17 protein-coding genes are annotated in these 18080 nt (G+C 33.1%); 1 reads left to right on the forward strand and 16 read right to left on the reverse strand.

The features are described 5' to 3' along the window. Nucleotides 1-34: 34 nt before the first annotated feature. The 9 genes from ACFSR1_RS22180 to ACFSR1_RS22220 all read right to left on the reverse strand — a co-directional run bounded on the left by ACFSR1_RS22180 (nucleotide 35) and on the right by ACFSR1_RS22220 (nucleotide 9525). A complete protein-coding gene (locus tag ACFSR1_RS22180; protein WP_378295216.1) occupies nucleotides 35-970 on the reverse strand; it encodes an AraC family transcriptional regulator in 936 nt (311 codons plus the stop codon). A gap of 165 nt (nucleotides 971-1135) precedes the next feature. Continuing rightward, the gene (locus ACFSR1_RS22185; RefSeq protein WP_378295217.1) at nucleotides 1136-1300 is read right to left on the reverse strand and encodes a hypothetical protein; all 165 of its coding nucleotides are present in this window, start codon (nucleotides 1298-1300) and stop codon (nucleotides 1136-1138) included. 45 nt (nucleotides 1301-1345) lie between these two features. Then, a complete protein-coding gene (locus ACFSR1_RS22190) occupies nucleotides 1346-1471 on the reverse strand; it encodes a hypothetical protein (protein WP_378295218.1) in 126 nt (41 codons plus the stop codon). 527 nt (nucleotides 1472-1998) lie between these two features. Beyond that, complete coding sequence (locus ACFSR1_RS22195) at nucleotides 1999-2622, reverse strand: hypothetical protein (RefSeq protein WP_378295219.1); 624 nt, start codon at nucleotides 2620-2622, stop codon at nucleotides 1999-2001. A gap of 67 nt (nucleotides 2623-2689) precedes the next feature. Beyond that, a complete protein-coding gene (locus tag ACFSR1_RS22200; protein ID WP_378295220.1) occupies nucleotides 2690-3202 on the reverse strand; it encodes a GTP cyclohydrolase in 513 nt (170 codons plus the stop codon). 13 nt (nucleotides 3203-3215) lie between these two features. Continuing rightward, a complete protein-coding gene (locus ACFSR1_RS22205; protein WP_378295221.1) occupies nucleotides 3216-3926 on the reverse strand; it encodes a hypothetical protein in 711 nt (236 codons plus the stop codon). 8 nt (nucleotides 3927-3934) lie between these two features. Further along, nucleotides 3935-4585, reverse strand: coding sequence for a DinB family protein (locus tag ACFSR1_RS22210; protein WP_378295222.1), 651 nt, complete (start codon nucleotides 4583-4585; stop codon nucleotides 3935-3937). Between the two features lie 45 nt (nucleotides 4586-4630). Then, nucleotides 4631-6799, reverse strand: a complete 2169-nt coding sequence (locus ACFSR1_RS22215; RefSeq protein ID WP_378295223.1) for a M3 family metallopeptidase — start codon at nucleotides 6797-6799, stop codon at nucleotides 4631-4633. 245 nt (nucleotides 6800-7044) lie between these two features. After that, nucleotides 7045-9525: a M14 family metallopeptidase gene (locus tag ACFSR1_RS22220; RefSeq protein ID WP_378295224.1), complete on the reverse strand. Its 2481-nt coding sequence runs from the start codon at nucleotides 9523-9525 to the stop codon at nucleotides 7045-7047. A gap of 213 nt (nucleotides 9526-9738) precedes the next feature. Here ACFSR1_RS22220 and bshC point away from each other — a divergent pair, with 213 nt between their 5' ends. Continuing rightward, nucleotides 9739-11334: a bacillithiol biosynthesis cysteine-adding enzyme BshC gene (gene bshC, locus ACFSR1_RS22225; RefSeq protein ID WP_378295432.1), complete on the forward strand. Its 1596-nt coding sequence runs from the start codon at nucleotides 9739-9741 to the stop codon at nucleotides 11332-11334. Between the two features lie 31 nt (nucleotides 11335-11365). Here the strand turns inward: bshC and ACFSR1_RS22230 are convergent, their stop codons facing one another. The 7 genes from ACFSR1_RS22230 to ACFSR1_RS22260 form a co-directional block, all read right to left on the reverse strand. Continuing rightward, nucleotides 11366-13042 (reverse strand): serine hydrolase domain-containing protein, encoded by a 1677-nt coding sequence (locus tag ACFSR1_RS22230; protein ID WP_378295225.1) that lies wholly within the window; start codon nucleotides 13040-13042, stop codon nucleotides 11366-11368. A gap of 120 nt (nucleotides 13043-13162) precedes the next feature. Next, complete coding sequence (locus tag ACFSR1_RS22235; RefSeq protein WP_378295226.1) at nucleotides 13163-13699, reverse strand: helix-turn-helix domain-containing protein; 537 nt, start codon at nucleotides 13697-13699, stop codon at nucleotides 13163-13165. Between the two features lie 198 nt (nucleotides 13700-13897). Then, on the reverse strand, nucleotides 13898-14812 hold the full coding sequence (locus tag ACFSR1_RS22240; RefSeq protein WP_378295227.1) for a M12 family metallopeptidase: 915 nt from the start codon (nucleotides 14810-14812) through the stop codon (nucleotides 13898-13900). A 278-nt stretch (nucleotides 14813-15090) separates the two neighbouring features. After that, a complete protein-coding gene (locus ACFSR1_RS22245) occupies nucleotides 15091-15546 on the reverse strand; it encodes a hypothetical protein (protein WP_378295228.1) in 456 nt (151 codons plus the stop codon). 161 nt (nucleotides 15547-15707) lie between these two features. Then, nucleotides 15708-16298, reverse strand: a complete 591-nt coding sequence (locus tag ACFSR1_RS22250; protein WP_378295229.1) for an HD domain-containing protein — start codon at nucleotides 16296-16298, stop codon at nucleotides 15708-15710. Between the two features lie 48 nt (nucleotides 16299-16346). After that, a complete protein-coding gene (locus ACFSR1_RS22255) occupies nucleotides 16347-16727 on the reverse strand; it encodes a nuclear transport factor 2 family protein (protein ID WP_378295230.1) in 381 nt (126 codons plus the stop codon). 261 nt (nucleotides 16728-16988) lie between these two features. Next, nucleotides 16989-18011, reverse strand: a complete 1023-nt coding sequence (locus tag ACFSR1_RS22260; protein WP_378295231.1) for a hypothetical protein — start codon at nucleotides 18009-18011, stop codon at nucleotides 16989-16991. Nucleotides 18012-18080 lie beyond the last annotated feature (69 nt).

An 18080-nucleotide genomic window follows, 5' to 3' on the forward strand; every position in this document is an offset into this window, starting at 1 on the left:
GAGAATACGGAAGAATATTGTAAAAATCCGATCTTTAGATTTTTTGTCTAAAGTGTGAAGGAGGAAAGCTGGTACATTTTTTAAAAAAATTACTGAAATTAGCTGGTTCAGTAAACCCTAACTCATATCCAATTTCTTTAGTAGTTTTATCTGAAAAGCTTAAAAGTCTTTTTGCGGCCACAATAATTCTGGATTGTAAATATTCTTTGGCGGTTTTTCCGATAAGTGATTTGATGGTCCTATTGAGATGATCCGGTGTAACATGTAATGCTTCTGCATACTGTTGTACCTTATGCCAATCTGAGAAATGTTCTTCGACTAAATTTTTATATTCCTTTAGGATAACAGAACCTACATGGAGCTGTTGGGGATCTTTTGGGTGAATATCACAAATGTTATTACTATAAATCAGGAATAGCTTTAATAAGGCTCCAACAGCTTCAAGTTTAAACTTGGAATCGGAGTAATAGGTGTCAAAAATTTGAGAACTATATGCGCTTAATTGTTTTAATTGAAGTTCATTTAAAACAAGAGGAGGAGTATGACCATAATCTTGGAATAAGCTGATATCTTCAATGAAACGATAATCGATATTGTTTTTTGCAAGAAATTGTGGGGAAAATGTAATCACCCATCCATAGGACTTTTGTTCTTCTTTGATTTGATGCACCTGTCCGGGACTAAGAAAAAAGACTTGGTGATCCTGAAGCGCAAATTCATTAAAATCAATAATATGGGTTCCTTTTGCTTCAGAAACTAATAGTATGATATAAAAATCGTGACGGTGAGGTGTATCGACTACACCACCGGTTTTATCATAAATGTCTTCCATTTTTTTGATGTCAAAAACGATTTGGTTTTCAGTTTCATCTGTTAATTTGTATGTTTTTATGGAGGCCATTTGTTGGTTGTAAGCAGTTCTATTTTTTTGGTTTAATATACGATCTATATTACAACTTTTCCTATTCATAAGAAGAATAGCTAAGTTGTAATTTGTAGGAGATTCATAGTTTGATCTTATATTCATAATAAAATACAATAAAAAAGGGAAAGCCGTTTTAGGCTTTCCCTTTTTATAAATTGCTACTCTTTTTATGTATCTAAATGTGATCTATAAAATGAGGTTTGTTAGTAATTATTGATTACCATCTAATACGATATCACCATCTGTGTTATCATCTTCATTGTTGTTGTCATCGTTATTCTCTTCATTGACAACTTGGCTTTCAATAGTTTCGTTTTCACAAGAAACAAATGTTGTAGCTAATACTAATACTAATAAGAATGTAATTTTTTTCATTTTTTTTGTTTTATGATTTTAATTTTATTTTGAGGTATTATATTTTTAGTCTCCTAAACCATGATTTTCCTCTTCATGGACGTGTATAATTTCTGGCTTGTTATTTTCTTCACTTAACGTTTCTTCTTCTATAGAAGTTTTTTCACAAGATGCAAGTACAACGACTAGCATAAAAAGAAATGGGATTTTTTTAATCATCTTATTAAAAATTATAAATGTTTTTAATCTGGTTTTTCAAAACCGGGCGCAAATGTATTCAAAAAACTGATTCGAAATCATAAAATTATCTTAACACCCTTTTGTTTATGGGGGTTTTGAAGGAAAATGGAATGCTTAGTTCTTAAAGAAAAAGAGAAAAAAATTAATATTTAATACTGTACGGAAATGAATCTATAAATTATGTGTAATTTTTAGATGTTTGTATTAAGAATGTAATAAAAATCAAAAAAGGCATTAATTAACAATATGGTAACATTGAGCCCGAAAATGAAGTATAAATTAAATTATTTGTATTTAAAAAGGTATTTTTTTAATATATCTTTAAAAAATAAGAACTATCATGGAACTTATGTATGATTGAATTAGCTCACTTTTATGTAGTTGTTAATCCTCAAATTGATTAGAGCCCTTTATTTGCGGATAATGATCTAAGATTTTATCATTATGTATATGATTTCAATGATTATGTTTTATTGTTTTTATTTTAAAATGTTGATCATCTCTTCTCCAATACCTGCTTCAAAGGGATGAACACTTGATTTTAATAAGGTCAATGTAGTAAATTCACCTCCATACACTTGCATCGTAGCTTTGCAATCAGCACCCTGATGAATCAAAAACTGTGTTATCTCAGGAAGGTTTGAAGGTGATTTTTGTCTCCACATTTCTACTCCATTGCTGGCAGTGTAATGCAATAATGTTGCTCGATGTCCATATTTTGATCTTTTTGTAACTAACAGAGGATTAGTTTTGATTAGTTTTTTTAATTCTTTTAAATTTCCGCCGATTAGAAAATTGACAGCCTTCTCAAAATCATGATCGTATAGATCTTCTAGTTGTTCAATTACATCCCAATTCTTAAAACTATATTCATTGGCAATGGTTGTTTTGCAATCTTCAATTGTTAAGCTAAGTGTTTTTAGTTCTTCTATAGCTCTGCCTAAATAATCCGGATGATAATTATTAATTTCCTGAAAAATGAAATCGTGATTCGCTCTAATACCTTCCCACATTCTCTCTGCGATTATAGACAAGTGATCTTTTATTAAAGGGTATTGATCCGTTTGATAAAGAAGGTTTCCATAAAAAGAAGTTAGCGTCATGATATTTTTTAGTTTAATAATCTCATCATTCTTTATGCGACCTAATTTTTTATTCTACTAATTCTTATCATAAAACTGTAGGTTGTGTGCCAGAAACAATAATGCCATGTTGACTTAGCGTAGAAACTTTTTTCGGGTTATTGGTTAGCATGCAAATAGAAGCTACACCTAATTCGTTTAAAATTTTTGCAGCAGGAGAAAAATCTCTTGCATCTTTTTTAAATCCTGCTGCTTCATATGATTCAGCTTGTGATAAACCACTTTTTTTGTATTGAATACTTTTAAGCAGTGCATAATGACCGTTAGATTTACCTTCCTGATCGAGCCAAATGATAATTCCTTTGCCTTTTTTCTGTATAAGTTGTTGAGAAATCTCCATCTGTTCTCTGCAGTCACACTCTATGCTGTTAAAATGATGTGCAAAGATGCAGGAAGAATGTACTCTGCATAATACGTTTTCTTCACCATCTATATCTCCCATAACTAGGGCGAAAGATTCTTTCTGACCATCGTAGAACAAAATTTCACGATACTCTCCAAATTTGGTTTTTAGATTAGTTTCGGCTAGTTTAACGATCATTTTACTATGTGTTTTAGTTTTTATTAGGACTCGAATCGTTAAGAATAATAAGCTTTTGCCAGATTTTTCGGCTTAAACCGGTAGTGAGTGCCTCTATATCATTCACAGCGCGAACCACTGATTCATCCGGTAAGCTTTGAGAGTATAACGCAGCTACTTTGCTAACAAGTGCTGTAGCTTCAGAACAATAGTCTAGATATCTCTGGAGTTCGAACCTGGTGAAAGTTCTTTTTGGAGAATTTTCTGTTGCAGATTCGGGTAAATCGGTTAGATTAGGATCTTTGGTTAATTGATGCATATCAATTACGTGAGCAATCACTCTTAGTTCATTAAGGGCTTTTAGAGCGCGCTTTGTTTTTAATCGGGTTTCTAAAGATACCAAAAAGAAAATCGCAGCACCAATAAGTATAATGTCATTAAAAATAGCTTCTGATATAGAAACAATATTAGCAAGTGTAGTGTTTTTGATTTGTAAATCTACATAGGTAATACTGTAAATCAATCCACCTAATCCAATAAGTATTACCAGATACGCGAAAATCCTTAAGGACAAATTAGGTTTGGAGATCCAATCAATATTCTGCTTACTTGCTCGGGCAGTTTGTACAAAATCATGGCATACTTTTTTGAGACCAGAATCAGGAAATCTATCATCAATACGCTTTTCTAAAAGTGCGATAGTATGAATGATTTTTTCGGGATCCAAACGTGCAATTTCACTCATATGTTTACTTATGACGGTAGCCTCTTGATTATAAACTTTATCTGCCCTCGGTGATTAGATTCATGTTCACATACGTGAAACCACTTTGCATAATTATTGGTAGGTTGATTACCAAAAAACGGTTCAGATTTCATAATCCAATCATCATCCCTTTTGGCAAACTCTTTTTTAGTTACTTCTCTAACTTTTTCAAGTTTATCAAGGTAGTAGCTAATAGGATTTCCTTTAATAACTTCTCTGCCTTTTTTTCCTAAACCCATAGGGACATCCCATTCGTTTTTTATGTCATCACTCCATTGTCCCCAGGTAATTTCGTCAAAAGTATTAAGCTGATAATATCTTTCTGTTGCTGCAAGATGCAATAACATAGCGCCAATCGAATTAGATTGTTCATCTATTTGAAAATCTAATTGTTCTATGCTAAGATCTTTCACAGTTCCAATTACCCAAGTTCTCATTAGAGTCATTGTAGATAATAGTGTTCCTACTTGAGGAGAATAGCCTTTTTGCGGACCGACTAAATAGATACTATCAGAAGTATCAGCAATTTGCGGTTCATTAGTAAAACTCATAAAAGGAGTTGTGGCAATACCTGCTGTAAGCATGGCAGACCCTTTAATAAATTTTCTTCTACTAGTTTTGTTTGATTCTTTCTTCATCATTAAACTATTTTAAAATGAATAATTAGGTTGGTACCTAAAGTTTTATTTTCCTGTCACAGGAAATCCTCGATCGTTCATTAGGGCTTCTATTTTGGCATCACGCCCGCGAAACAGTTTATAGGCTTCTGCCGGATCCATAGCATTTCTTGGAGCAAAGAGATATTTAACTAGTTTAGCTGCCACTTCTTTGTCATAAAATCCATCAGGAGCTTCAGCAAAAGCTTCTGCAGCATCCGATGTCAGAACATCTGCCCACATATATCCATAATAGGCAGTTGCATATCCTTCTCCAGAAAATACGTGACCAAAATGTGGAGAACGATGACGCATGACCAATTCTTTTGGCATATTCAATGCTGCCAAGGTTTCTTTTTCAAATGCATCTACATCAATATTTGTTGGGTCTGCTAAATGAAATTTCATATCCATCAATGCAGAAGCTAAATACTCTGTAGTAGCAAATCCTTGATTAAATGTAGCTGCTTTTTTGATTTTATCAACCAATGATTTGGGAATAGGTTCTCCAGTTTTATAATGAACCAAATAATTGTCTATTACTTTATCTGTAGATAACCAGCGTTCTAACAACTGAGATTGGAACTCCGTATAATCACGAACACCACCATTAAGGGTCGGATATCGTACTTCTGAGGAGAAGAAATGTAGTGCGTGACCAAACTCATGGAAAAATGTTTCGGCATCATCCCAGGAAACTAATACGGGTTCTCCCGGAGCCGGTTTTACAAAGTTGGAGTTATTAGATGCCAATACTGTTTTCTTACCATCAAAAGTGGTATGGCTTCTATAGGTTGTTGCCCAGGCACCAGAGCGTTTACCTGTGCGGGCAAATGGATCCAAGTACCATAATCCAATATGATCTCCCGAGGTTTTGTCGTTTACTTCCCAGACTTTTACATCTTCGTGAAATACAGGAACGGTTCCTTCTGCTACCGGAGTGAATTTATAGTTAAACAATTCTCCAGCCACAAAAAACATGGCTTCTCTTAATTTGTCTAACTGAAGATATTGCTTTACTTCATCAGAGTCTAGATCATACTTTTTCTTTCTTACTTTTTCTGCATAGTATCTGTAGTCCCAAGGTTCTATAGTGATATTGTCTTTATTTGCATTGGCTACAGCTTGCATATCGGCTACTTCTTCTTTTACTCTGGCAATAGCAGCTGGCCAAACAGCATTCATTAACTTCATAGCGTTCTCAGGGTTCTTGGCCATTCGGTTTTGTAATCGCCAATCCGCGTAATTATCATATCCTAATAATGCTACACGTTCTTTTCTTAACTTTAGAATTTTAGCAATGTTCTCATTATTATCTTTATCATCTCCGTTATCACCTCTGGAATAATAATTTTTCCAGACTTTTTCTCTCAGTTCTCTTTCTGTAGAATATTTTAAAAACGGATCCATTGAAGATCTTGTGTTTGTAACAGCATACATACCCTCTTTTCCTCTATCCGCTGCGGCTTTGGCATAAGCTTTTATTAATGGTTCGGATAAACCACCTAACTGATCCTTGGTAAGATACGTTACATACCCTTCTTCATCTGCTAAAATATTATTCGAGAAACTGGTATATAGTTCGGATAACTCTTTGTTTATCTCTGCATATCGTTTCTTCTTTTCTTTATCTAATTCTGCACCATTCATTGCAAATTGCTCATAGGTCAATAGTACTACTCGTTGCTGATCTGCTTCCAAAGGTTGTTTCTGAGCGTTATCGTATACCGTTTTTATTCTCTGGAATAAGGCTTTATTCTGAGATATTTTAGAGCGAAAATCAGATAATTTCGGTGCCATTTCTTTCTGAATCTCTCTAAATTCGGGAGATGACATATTGCTGCTTAAAATTCCGTAATATGTAAAAACTCTGTTTAATTCTTGTCCGGATTTTTCTAACGGAACAATAGTGTTCTCAAAAGTAGGCGCTTCGGTATTACTTGTGATAGCATCGATATCCGCGAGGTTCAACTCCATACCTTTTTCTAAAGCAGGTTTGATATCGGCAATATTCATTTTATCAAAAGCGGGTGTGCCCCCATAAGGTCCGGTCCATTCTGTTAATAAAACATTTGCGGTTTGTTCTTTCTGATTTGAATCTTCCACGGTTTCTTTCTTTTTATTACAACTTGTCATAACAATCATTGAACAAATCGCTATAGTTTGGAGCGTTTTTGAGATGTGTTGTGTATTCATGTTAGTATATTTAATTCCTTTGTTCTTTTGCGTTAGGGATAGTAGCCCTTCGACTAAGCTCAGGACAGGTTTATTCTTTTTTTTATCAGTTCGAGTGTCACATTTTGATGTGGTGTACTTCGACAAGCTCAGCAGAACTATCGAGAACAAGTAAAAAGATATAACGAATAGCCCGACCTGCCTGAGGCAGGAACGCCATCATAAATATTCTACTATTAACTAAACATCATTATCTATCAACTAACCTATAACCTAAACTTATTATTATTGGTAAGGAAAACAGCATTTACTAAAAACAGTTTCCCATTTTCCCAAAATGATCTAAATAATGGATTATCTACCATATAAATAATACTTCCGCTACCCATTCTGGCTTCACCAAAAACTAATGAGTTTTTCAATCCTTTAAAAGCATTCTTACCAGAAAAACCTGAGACACTTGTTGGCTCTTCCATATAGGCTACATTATACCCGTCTTGTAAAAACTTATACGAACTGCTTCCTAGTTTTAGGCTAAAATAGGTGTCTTCATAACCAAAGGCTAACGGGTGTGAAGTATCTACTTTTGTTTTATAAATACTTCCGGTGATAAAGTCTTTAACTCTTTCGCGTTCACGTTTGTCATAAGGTGTCAGGTTGCCGATAGAATCTTTTTTCTCTTCTTTGGGCTTGTTACTTTTTAAGTCAAAACCGTCTTTGTTAGCAAAGGCATTTACTGCATTAGCAATGGCGATTACTTTTCCTCCGCTTCGAATCCATTCCTTTAATTTATCGAGTGAGTTTTTATCCAGATATCCACCATAATATCCATTAGGAAGTATTAATACATCGTACTTATCCAGATCAACTCTTTTGAAATAATCTGTATCAATAGAAGAGATTGGGTATTGTAGTTGTTGTTCAAAGAAGTGCCAGATTTCACCATAACTTAAGGATGAAGTATAGTTTCCTTTTAACACAGCTATACGTTGCCCATTGATCAACTTTACATCTGGTGAACCGAAATCTACTCCATTGGATGCGAAACTAGTATTAGTAGTATAAAGTCTTCGATTATGTTTGTTGGCAATGTCAATCACAGTTTTGTCATAATCTTTGGTTTTTCGATTGTCACTTTTGGTAATGATCAGGCTTCCTTTTTTAAATTTTTCACCATTGTTGCCAAAATCCTTTTCGCTAAATCGGACCCTAATTTTATTTTTCAAAAGATCTGCAAGAAAAGCTGCATCATCCAGGCTATTCCATTTTGCGATATATCCTGCTCCCGCAGTATTTCCAGTATTGTTTATTTGTTTGGTTTTCTTACTTCCGTTAGCCGGAATCAACGAGGTCGAGGCAATTGCATCTAACCCATATGCGTGCGGAATACTCCAAGCGGTAATATCATAGGTGAGAGGTTCATTTAATTTCGCATCAGGTTCGAAAAGTACTTTTACCATTTTACCTTTTGGTTGATCCGTACTGACTACTAAAGCTCCATCTGCATTGATACTACCTTGTTTATTTTCTCTAAAATTAAAACCTGATACTTTGGTGCTATTTGTATATCCATACTTTATTTCATGCTTATCTAATAATTTAGTTAATGCATTAATTTTGTCTGCTTCACCATTGAGTACATAACTTTTATATTTCAGACCTGAATTATTAAAGAATTTCTTGAATTCGGCATTTAGTTTCGCTGCATTTTTTGATGAAATTTCCACCGTAGATAATCCGGTTGTAGTATGATGTGATAATCTATCCTTTAAAGTAAGAACATAACCTTCATCGGTTTGTATACCTAATCCTGCACGTCCGTGACCTGCTTGTTCATAGGTCATACCGATTGCTCCCATAAAAGTAGGATAGGTATCTCCATAACTAGGATATAGTAGGTCAAAGCGTTCTTTGGTAAAGAATAACCAGCCTTCTGCATCGAAATATTTGGCATGGTTTTTACCTATTTGCGTCTGAAAATCTCTTTGCCAAGGTGTGATGATTTCGTGAAAAGGCTCTGCTGCAGGTGCAAAATAGTATGGTTCATTAATACCTTGTTCATGAAAATCTACATGAACGTGTGGCATCCATTTATTATAAGCGGTTAATCTGCTATAGGATTCTACCTGTGTTGCCCAAGCCCAATCTCTATTTAGATCAAAAAGATAATGATTAGGTCTTCCACCTGGCCAAGGTTCGTTATGTTCCGTGGCATTTTGATCTGTATTATAAGGTGTAGCTTTGGTTTGGTTATACCAATTTGCATATCGGTCTCTACCATCTGGATTCACGCAAGGATCCATAATAATTACCGTATTGTTTAGCCATTCTTTTTTTGTAGTAATAAGCTCATAAATAGTTTTCATAGCAGCTTCGGTACTAGAAGCTTCGTTCCCGTGAACATTATAACTAAGCCATACCACCGCAATTTGTGGATTACTACTTCCGGCGACGATACCGGTGTTTTTAAGGTGGTCAAGACGAATGTTTTCAATATTTCTTTGATTCTCAGCACTGGTGATGATGGCATATGTTAATGGTCTTCGCTCATTTGTTTTTCCATAGGTTTGATACGTAACTAAATCAGAGTTAGCAGCAACATGATTAAAGTAGTTTACTACATCTGCGTGACGCGTAAACTGACTGCCTAATTCATATCCTAAAAATGAATCAGGAGATTGAACATTATTTTGTGCGAATACCCAAGTTGTGGATACAATAAGGAGCGTTAAGAGAATTTTTTTCATTGATGAGTTTTTAATTTTTGTAAAATACCGCCTTAAATTTAGGATATAAATTGTATTAACTAAATTTTAGGATTTGAAATAACTCGTATTTATAAATTTAGGTTTTTGACGGTTTCAGGAGTGCGGTTGATTTTTTTGACTATTAAAAAAAATATAAAAAAATAGATGCAATCACAATCTACCGTATATTTATCGATCAAAAAAGACGACCCTATGCCTAGTGACTGTATTCCGTTTAGAGAAACAAATTACTTTTCATCTTTTATTTGTGATTATTTAGACGAAAAACCAGAACTAAGAGAATTTTATCATCGATTTCCTAAACTTGATAATTTTAAGGATCAACTACTAGAAAAACAGAGGTCGTTTCCGTTAGAAAATCGTCAGGTATTGAAAACGGTTTTGTCTTCTCAATATGAAAATGTCAATATTTCTGAAGCTACCCAAAAGAATCTGGATCTTCTGGATACCAATACTACATTTACCATTACTACCGGACATCAATTAAATCTGTTCACGGGTCCATTGTACTTTTTATATAAAATTATTTCTACCATCAACCTCACCAGTGTATTGAAAGAAAAACATCCTGAATATGATTTTGTTCCGATATATTGGATGGCAACGGAGGATCATGATTTTGACGAGATCAATTATTTTAATTTTAAAGGAAAAAAAATCCAATGGAATCGCAAAGATGGTGGTGCAGTAGGAGTTTTTGATACAGAAGGATTGGATAAGGTTTTTGAAATTTTTTCTTCGGAAATTGGTTCAGGGCGAAATGCAGAACGACTAAAAAATCTTTTCGAAGAAGCTTATTTGAAGCATAATAAACTGTCAGATGCTACCAGATACTTGGCGAATGAACTATTTGCAGCATATGGTTTAGTGATTGTTGATGCAGATGATAAAGAGCTGAAGCGCCTTTTTATTCCCTATGTAAAGAAAGAGTTAGAAGAACAAGTTTCTTATAACAGTGTATTGCCAAAAGCAGAAAAATTAGATACAAAAGGATATAAGGTACAAGTCAATCCAAGAGAAATTAATCTGTTTTATCTTTCTGAAGGATTACGAGAACGCATCATAGAAAAGGAAGGTAATTATTTTGTTAATGATACAGAAATTTCCTGGAGCAAGAGTGAATTAATAAAACACGTCTATGACGTGCCGGAGCGGTTTAGTCCTAATGTTATGATGAGGCCTTTGTATCAAGAGGTGATTTTACCAAATCTTTGCTACATCGGTGGAGGAGGAGAATTAGCATATTGGTTGGAGTTAAAAGATTATTTTGAAGCTGTGGAGATTCCGTTTCCGATGTTGTTACTGCGTAATTCTGTTTTAATTCAAACCGAAAAACAAGCAGAGAAAATTAAGAAGTTGGCTATTACTGATACAGAACTGTTTTTAAAACAACATGAGCTGATTAATCGAAAGGTGCGACAAATATCCAATATTGATATTAATTTTGATTCTCAGCGTATACATCTAAAGGAGCAATTTGAAGGAATGTATAAGTTAGCTGAGCAAACGGATGTTACTTTTGTAAACGCGGTGAAGGCTCAAGAAGTAAAACAGCTCAAAGGGCTAGATATGTTAGAAAAACGATTGCTTAAGGCACAAAGATTAAAGCTTAGTGATCAGGTACAACGATTAACTGCGATTCAAAACGAACTATTTCCTAATCAAAGTTTACAGGAAAGAAATACCAATTTCTCCGAAATGTATCTGGAATATGGAGAGAACTTGATTCCAGAGTTAATCAAACAGTTGGATCCTTTGTGTGGAGAGTTTATTGTGTTAAAGCAGTAAATTATTACTGTAGATATAGTTTCAGGCTAACTCAATTCTTTTTGAACCAAACATTTCGGGTTCGACCATTTGACATGTATATGCCTTGCACCTTTCCATTATGGTCTCTTTTTATCTCCAGAATGCTAACCGGCCAATCACCTTTGAAAATATCATCAAATAAACGTATCATTTTTATTTTTCCATGTCTGACATGTTCACAATAAAGGTTCGAATTCTCTAACGAAATTGAATAGGTAGTTCTTAGCTCGGGACTGTAATAATCGCCAATATATTCAATAGGGTCAACTGTATTGTCTTTTGTAATGCTTTGATGAAATTCTAGAACACCAGGTATTTGATTTGGAATTGAGACTTTGATTTTTGGAGTAGTTTCCTTTGCATCAAAACTGAGCAATATGTCTTCATTAGTATTCAGTATTCGGAAAGTGTTTTTGTTTATAGGTGCTAATAAATATTCATTGCCTGAAGGCTTTTTATATCTAAGGGTATCATTTTTTAGATATAGGATTCTACCATATTTTTCTTCAGAACTCCAATAAATTCCTTCAAATTTAGAAAGGTTTTTATTAGAAAGGCTGACTTGCACTTTTTGTGATTGTTTTTCTTGCTTTTTTTCTTGTTTAATGTCCTTACTTCCTAAAACAATTTGAGTAATTTTATTTGACTTTCTATAAATATCACCTCCAGAAAAATTAGATAAAATTATGATCTTAAACTGTTCTTCTGGGTAAACTTTTACTATTGATCTAAATCCTCCAACAGCTCCTCCGTGTTGAATAACTTTTCTGCCGATATGTTTTTCTATACGTACTCCAAAACCATAATTCGTATCGAATCCATTAGTGAGAGGAGTAACAGTTAACAATTTTTGAAAAGATTTAGCCCATTTTTCTTCTGAGGTAATAAAATTTTGCAACCAAAGATTAAGATCGGCTGTAGTCGAATGCATGTTTCCTGATCCATAATATCCCCAGTGATCTATCGCTCGTTTAATTTCTTCAGAAGAATAGTATGAAGTAGCATTATTTAGGACAACTCGGTCATATTGATCTTCGACGTAGGTCTCTTTCATACCTAAAGGATCAAAGATGTTTTTCTTCATCCAATCTCTAAATGATGTCTTACTTATCCTTTCTATGATTTTAGCCAATAATATATATCCTGTATTACAATACGAAAATTCTTTTCCGGGTTTAAAATTAAGATTTTTCTGATTTTTAAGAATTCTGGAAATGTCTTCATTTGTTTCTAGATCTTTGCTTCGCCATCCTGCAATTCCTAGTAGTCCGTGTATATCTCTTAATCCACTGGTATGATCCAGGAGATGACGTATGGTTATAGTTTTTCCAAAATCAGGAAGTTCAGTAAGGTGTTTCCTTATATTGTCATTAAAGGAGAGTTTGTTTTGCTCTTCTAACAGTACAATACCCATTGCGGTAAATTGTTTAGATATCGAACCAATATTAAAAAGCGTGTTGGTAGTATTGGATACGTTGTATTCTAAACTTGCTAGTCCATATGCTTTTGAAAATATTGTTGTACCATTTTTTACTACCATAATCGAACCACCAGGATGATTAGGTGCATTCCAAGAGGTAAAGAGGTTATCTATTTTTTCAATATGTTTTTTATTGTATTGAGAATAGACGGTATGGATAGAAAACGATAAGATTATTATTAGCGAAAAGAATCCTTTTGTATTCATGAAATTATGGGTGTTTTTTTTAATACTCTGTGACAATACAAAAGTCTACAATCAAGCAAACAAAGTATTAAAATAAACACGCCAAAAAGCTGCCAGAAAGCCGCCAATGATGCTGTACTCTTATATAATGCTATTTTTCAAGTTGAAATAAAGAGTGTTATTTTTATTAAGTTCAATACTGTTTCTTAAAATAATACAGACGTTTGCAAAGACCAGAAGTAAAAGAAGTACTAATGCGAAGTTGCGTCCTAATTCTCCTAAATTGAGAACACTTCCGATTAGATATATTGCAATAGTCAGGATGGACCAAAGAATTTGAATGGTTATTATTTGTTTGGTAAGCGGATTATATTGCTTTTTGAAATGTGTTATAACCAAAGGAAAAGCAATACTTAATATAGGAATGAAAACAACAAGTAAGGAGGAAAGGTTAATTATATTGGTAAGTTTATAATTAATTTGTTTTTGATCAGCCTCTCTTTTTAGCAGTTCCTTTTCATCTAAACTTAATGCTTTTGCTAAAGCTTTAAGTGTGTAGCCTTTTGGAGCTATTCCCGATTCAATTCGTTGAATAGTGCGAACAGAAACTCCTGACTTTTTAGAGAGTTCTTCTTGTGTCAAATTTTGTTTTTCTCGATATGCTACTAATCTAGACATTTTTTAAGTTGCTTTTGATATTTTGAGCTGTGCATACTTCACGCTGTATTGTGTTAGCTATAAACGATTTTGCAGTAATCAAATTTAGTAAAATTAGCGGATTTTAGTGCTTGACATAAAAAGTATATAAGCCTTCTGAATAATTTACAGAAGGTTTATGTTAAATAATCTGTGTTTATTTTAATAATACTTTATGTATTAATAAACCGCATTGATAATCCTTATATCATTTGTTGTCATATAACTTCGATTAGGAATTATGGTACTTCCATCTACTCGTCTCATTGATCTCCAACCGTTGTTTATTGCTTGTTGTGTTCTAAAGAAGTATGATCCATACATCATGATAGAATTTGTATCAAGCACATCTGATATTTCCCAACCGTTAGCATCTGAAACCTTGAAATAATTAAATTCTTTATCATCCAAGATGTTACCAAATAATACATCTACATATGCGTCTCTGTTCCAGTGATTTTGTTCATGAATAATACCTGCAACATGTAAGAATTCGTGAATAGCAGATCCTTGAGAACATCCAGAGGCTAGATTCATTCGCTGTCCTGGGAATTTTTTATTCTGGTAGCCCAACTGAGCCGAACAACCGCTTGATTCACTGTAACCAACCCACACATAACCAGCACTGTCATTGCTGTTCCATCTACGAACGGTTAAATCAGTATTATTCGTGATATAATTCGCTGCATAAATTACCTTATCTTTTGTAGCCTGTGGCATGTTATTAGAATATCTGTAAAGAATAGTCCGATTTGGCCATTTATTTACGCGTCTGTCCCATACTCCTTTACTGGAATCGGTTCCGTCTTTGGGATCAAAATTCTCCTCAGTTAAGATCATATCACCCAATGCGTAGTTTCCGTGTCCTAAAGAGACCACTTTAACTTCAGTACCAAATAAAACTTTTGACACCATAGGTCCTTGATGATCAGTTTGTTCAGCTTCTAAGGTTAGCCTTAGTTTTTCGCTAATTTGAACTTCGTTTTCTACCGTTTGTTCTTGTATATCAGATTCACAAGAAACTAACACGAACAAAAGAATAGGTAAAACCGCGAATAGTATTTTAAATACATTCAAAATTTTTAATGTTTTCATAATAAGTTGGATTTTTTAAAGGTTATTGTTAATTAACTTAAAATTTAACATTTAAAAAGTTAAAAAAACGCATACACTTGATTAATGGGTAATAATTAATGTAAATAGGATAATTATGTATTATAAACTTTAATAAAATAGAAGAATTGTCGGCCCAAGGAATTAATTTCGGGTTATCTTAAGTATTGTTTATCAGTCTAATAAACAATTTAGTTACTAGTAGAAATCTTTAAAGTAACACCTGTTTTGATAAGAGTTTATGGAACAGGTTTGCCTTTTTAATTTGGTCTCATTTTCTTTTCTGAAATAGACATAACGATACTTTTTGGCGTATTGTTTTCATAAATCAATTCATTATTCATTTTCTCTGAAATTTGAACAGCTTCCCAAATCATTTTTTTAATATCCTCTTTAGGAAAAGATTCGAAGTCCTTTACCTTAATGTGTCTTATTAGTTTTCCTTTGCCATTTAGCTTAACACTTGTGTTTGTTAATTCTGCTCCCCGATTAAATCCGAAATTTACGTGTTGTGAATAAAGTGCAATATGACAAAATGCATCTTTAAGTTTTTCTGATTTTGAATACCCTATTGCAACGGCATTGTAATTATCCCAAATCAACTCGTTGGCTTGCGGTACTAACTCTGTTATAAAATTCCGCAATTCTAGTGTCAACTTCTGAATTCCCTGATCGTAGGGTTCTATGAATTTTTTAAGTTGTGGGTTTGCTTTCATATTATATTTTTTTGAAGCTTGTAGGTAGCGGTTTTTATGTATGGATCGTTGCGGGGAATCAGCTATGATTTTCGGCCGTAACCGAAAGATAGCTCATTTCAATGAATTCTTATTAGGAATTCAGTTGCAATGAGCTATACACGTTATTGGCAACGTGTATTTTATTCAGCTAATATGCCTTTTTTCACACTATCATTCAAAATGTTTTTGGTGAAATCCCATAATTTTTCGGAACCTTTTTTTATAACTTTTTTCTTTTCAAAAACCGTCTTGTAGTTAACTTCAAATTCTTTCCAAGTTCCTCCGTTATTTGAAGCATTTTGCAAAATTGGTTCGAGATTATCCAGTGATTTTGCGAATTTTGCCTCGTTAGAAGTTCCGTTCTCAAATTCAGACCAAACTTCAATAAATTCGGTTGCTTGTTTTTCTGGAAGGATACCAAATATTCTTTCCGCACACTTCTTCTCTTCTTCGGTATTATCGTGACTTTTTTCCTTGTCATACAAAAAGGTGTCTCCGGCGTCAATCTCCACTATATCGTGTATCAGTACCATTTTGATAACTTTCAATAAATCAATTTTATTGTCTGAATATTCACTTAAAACTACAGCCATCATAGCTAAATGCCAACTATGTTCAGCATCGTTTTCTTTTCTATCACTATTGAAAAGTTTAGTCTTACGTTGTATGTATTTGATTTTGTCAATTTCTTTAATGAACTCTATTTGTTTTAATAAATCTTCTGTAATCATTTAAATCTGTTGCTTTTTTGTATGTGCCCAACACTGTTGTATACTGTATTAACTTTTGTCAGATATACTTTTGATTTTTCCGTTTTCAAATTCAAACTCTGACTTTCCTTTTAGTTCTAATGTGTCTCCTGACTTCATTCCGTTTGGTAAATCAATTGCCAATACTGCTTTGTAATCAATATTAATAGAAACTTTCGAATTATTAAAATTCCAGGAAGTTATAGTTTGTTTTCTTTTCGAGAAGTATTGTTTTGCCGATTCCGCTTGTTTTTTGAATTCATTTATTCCTTCAGTTCTTAAATCAACATTGCCATTGGAAATATTTTCGAATACAATATTATCATTTAGGTTTTTTACCATTCCATTAATGTCAAAATTGTTGTATGAGTCTACATAACTTTCAATTATTTTTTTCTGATGTTCTTTCATAGTGCTTTTATATTGACAACTCAAAGTTAGAATTAGTAATAAAGTTAGCTTTAGATATTTCATTTCGGTATTTCTAATATTGTTGCCAAAGTCTCGGCTATGGTTAGTACGGGAATTAAAAGCAGTGAACTTTTGATCAAGCACGTAGCCAAAACTTTTTATTTTGTTTTATCTTTTTCGTTTTAAAAGCCAAATCAAAAGATTTGGAGGACTTCATAAAAATACACTAAACTTTGGGTTAGACACCAAATCCCGTATTTATTATAACCCTTGATGTAAGGCGTTATTTATTCGATTCTTAAATTCGTTTTTATTATCAATGTGTAATGCTAAATTCTTATATTTTCGTTTAATTCCATATAGCCCAATCAATGTATTTTCTTCCTTTAATCTGATAACAACATTATGACTTTCCAATTCACCCAAAAAAGATAGTTTTCGTGTTTCCGTATTCAGTTCTAAATCTTTCGACGAAATCTCAATGCTTTCGATACTTTTTAAATCGATAGTTGTTTCGTTCATTATTCCGTATCTAAGGTATAGTTTATCATCTTTAATGGATATTGGTCTTTTAGACATTGATTTTAGAAATCCAAGAAGCTGAATACCAGAATATATACTTAAAAAAGTCAAAATCCAAGCAACTGTAATATTCCATTTTTGAAGAAGAATATGTAAAACAAAAGTTTCAATAGCAACAATGAAAATTATTGCAATTAGCAATGAAATAGTTCCGCTATCTTTATGGTAAGAGAATTCATTTTCATTAATTTTTCTTTTTTTCCAATAAATAAACCCGTAATAAAAAACAGCAATTTCTGTAACTACAGGCATAACCACACTTTTCGGAAGTATTTCATAGCAAGTGTTTTTTAATGTTGTAAAAAAGTCAACTTTTTCGTCTTTGTTTAGCCTATATAGTTTTATAGCTTTAGTCACATTGTAGATAATAAATGACACTATTGATAGTTCAACTATTGGAAATATCCAAGTTTTAAAGAGGTCGAGATAATATTGATTTTGTATAGGAAGAATTATGGAACAAATTATCATTCCGATAACGAAAAAAGGTAAGATGGTAGTCTTTGGGATACTCGTTTTTCTGATAAGCATAAAGTAGATGATAGGAACTGTCAATAATAAGTCGAACGTAATTCCAATTGAGAGTGTATTCGGGTTTGCTGTGAAAAATGATGATTTAGCGAGTATTACCATCATCCCAATAATCAGTATTGGTATTCCGAATATTAATAGATTTTTATGAAGGCCCAATGTTTTGTTCATAGATTTGTTTTAATGTTCCTTAAGATACATAGTTTACGCAAGTTAAAGATTAGGTATTGTTGTAAACAG

The sequence above is a fragment of the Aquimarina rubra genome (genome assembly GCF_042684305.1).
Lineage (GTDB): Bacteria > Bacteroidota > Bacteroidia > Flavobacteriales > Flavobacteriaceae > Aquimarina > Aquimarina rubra.

What these genes read in the sequence shown, in the direction of transcription:
- ACFSR1_RS22180 (WP_378295216.1), bottom strand. Translation starts at nt 970, where the DNA reads ATGAATAGGAAAAGTTGTAATATAGATCGTATATTAAACCAAAAAAAT.
- ACFSR1_RS22255 (WP_378295230.1), bottom strand. Translation starts at nt 16,727, where the DNA reads ATGAAAGAACATCAGAAAAAAATAATTGAAAGTTATGTAGACTCATAC.
- ACFSR1_RS22245 (WP_378295228.1), bottom strand. Translation starts at nt 15,546, where the DNA reads ATGAAAGCAAACCCACAACTTAAAAAATTCATAGAACCCTACGATCAG.
- ACFSR1_RS22210 (WP_378295222.1), bottom strand. Translation starts at nt 4,585, where the DNA reads ATGAAGAAAGAATCAAACAAAACTAGTAGAAGAAAATTTATTAAAGGG.
- ACFSR1_RS22190 (WP_378295218.1), bottom strand. Translation starts at nt 1,471, where the DNA reads ATGCTAGTCGTTGTACTTGCATCTTGTGAAAAAACTTCTATAGAAGAA.
- ACFSR1_RS22260 (WP_378295231.1), bottom strand. Translation starts at nt 18,011, where the DNA reads ATGAACAAAACATTGGGCCTTCATAAAAATCTATTAATATTCGGAATA.
- ACFSR1_RS22230 (WP_378295225.1), bottom strand. Translation starts at nt 13,042, where the DNA reads ATGAATACAAAAGGATTCTTTTCGCTAATAATAATCTTATCGTTTTCT.
- ACFSR1_RS22220 (WP_378295224.1), bottom strand. Translation starts at nt 9,525, where the DNA reads ATGAAAAAAATTCTCTTAACGCTCCTTATTGTATCCACAACTTGGGTA.
- ACFSR1_RS22200 (WP_378295220.1), bottom strand. Translation starts at nt 3,202, where the DNA reads ATGATCGTTAAACTAGCCGAAACTAATCTAAAAACCAAATTTGGAGAG.
- bshC (WP_378295432.1), top strand. Translation starts at nt 9,739, where the DNA reads ATGCCTAGTGACTGTATTCCGTTTAGAGAAACAAATTACTTTTCATCT.
- ACFSR1_RS22185 (WP_378295217.1), bottom strand. Translation starts at nt 1,300, where the DNA reads ATGAAAAAAATTACATTCTTATTAGTATTAGTATTAGCTACAACATTT.
- ACFSR1_RS22235 (WP_378295226.1), bottom strand. Translation starts at nt 13,699, where the DNA reads ATGTCTAGATTAGTAGCATATCGAGAAAAACAAAATTTGACACAAGAA.
- ACFSR1_RS22205 (WP_378295221.1), bottom strand. Translation starts at nt 3,926, where the DNA reads ATGAGTGAAATTGCACGTTTGGATCCCGAAAAAATCATTCATACTATC.
- ACFSR1_RS22215 (WP_378295223.1), bottom strand. Translation starts at nt 6,799, where the DNA reads ATGAATACACAACACATCTCAAAAACGCTCCAAACTATAGCGATTTGT.
- ACFSR1_RS22250 (WP_378295229.1), bottom strand. Translation starts at nt 16,298, where the DNA reads ATGATTACAGAAGATTTATTAAAACAAATAGAGTTCATTAAAGAAATT.
- ACFSR1_RS22240 (WP_378295227.1), bottom strand. Translation starts at nt 14,812, where the DNA reads ATGAAAACATTAAAAATTTTGAATGTATTTAAAATACTATTCGCGGTT.
- ACFSR1_RS22195 (WP_378295219.1), bottom strand. Translation starts at nt 2,622, where the DNA reads ATGACGCTAACTTCTTTTTATGGAAACCTTCTTTATCAAACGGATCAA.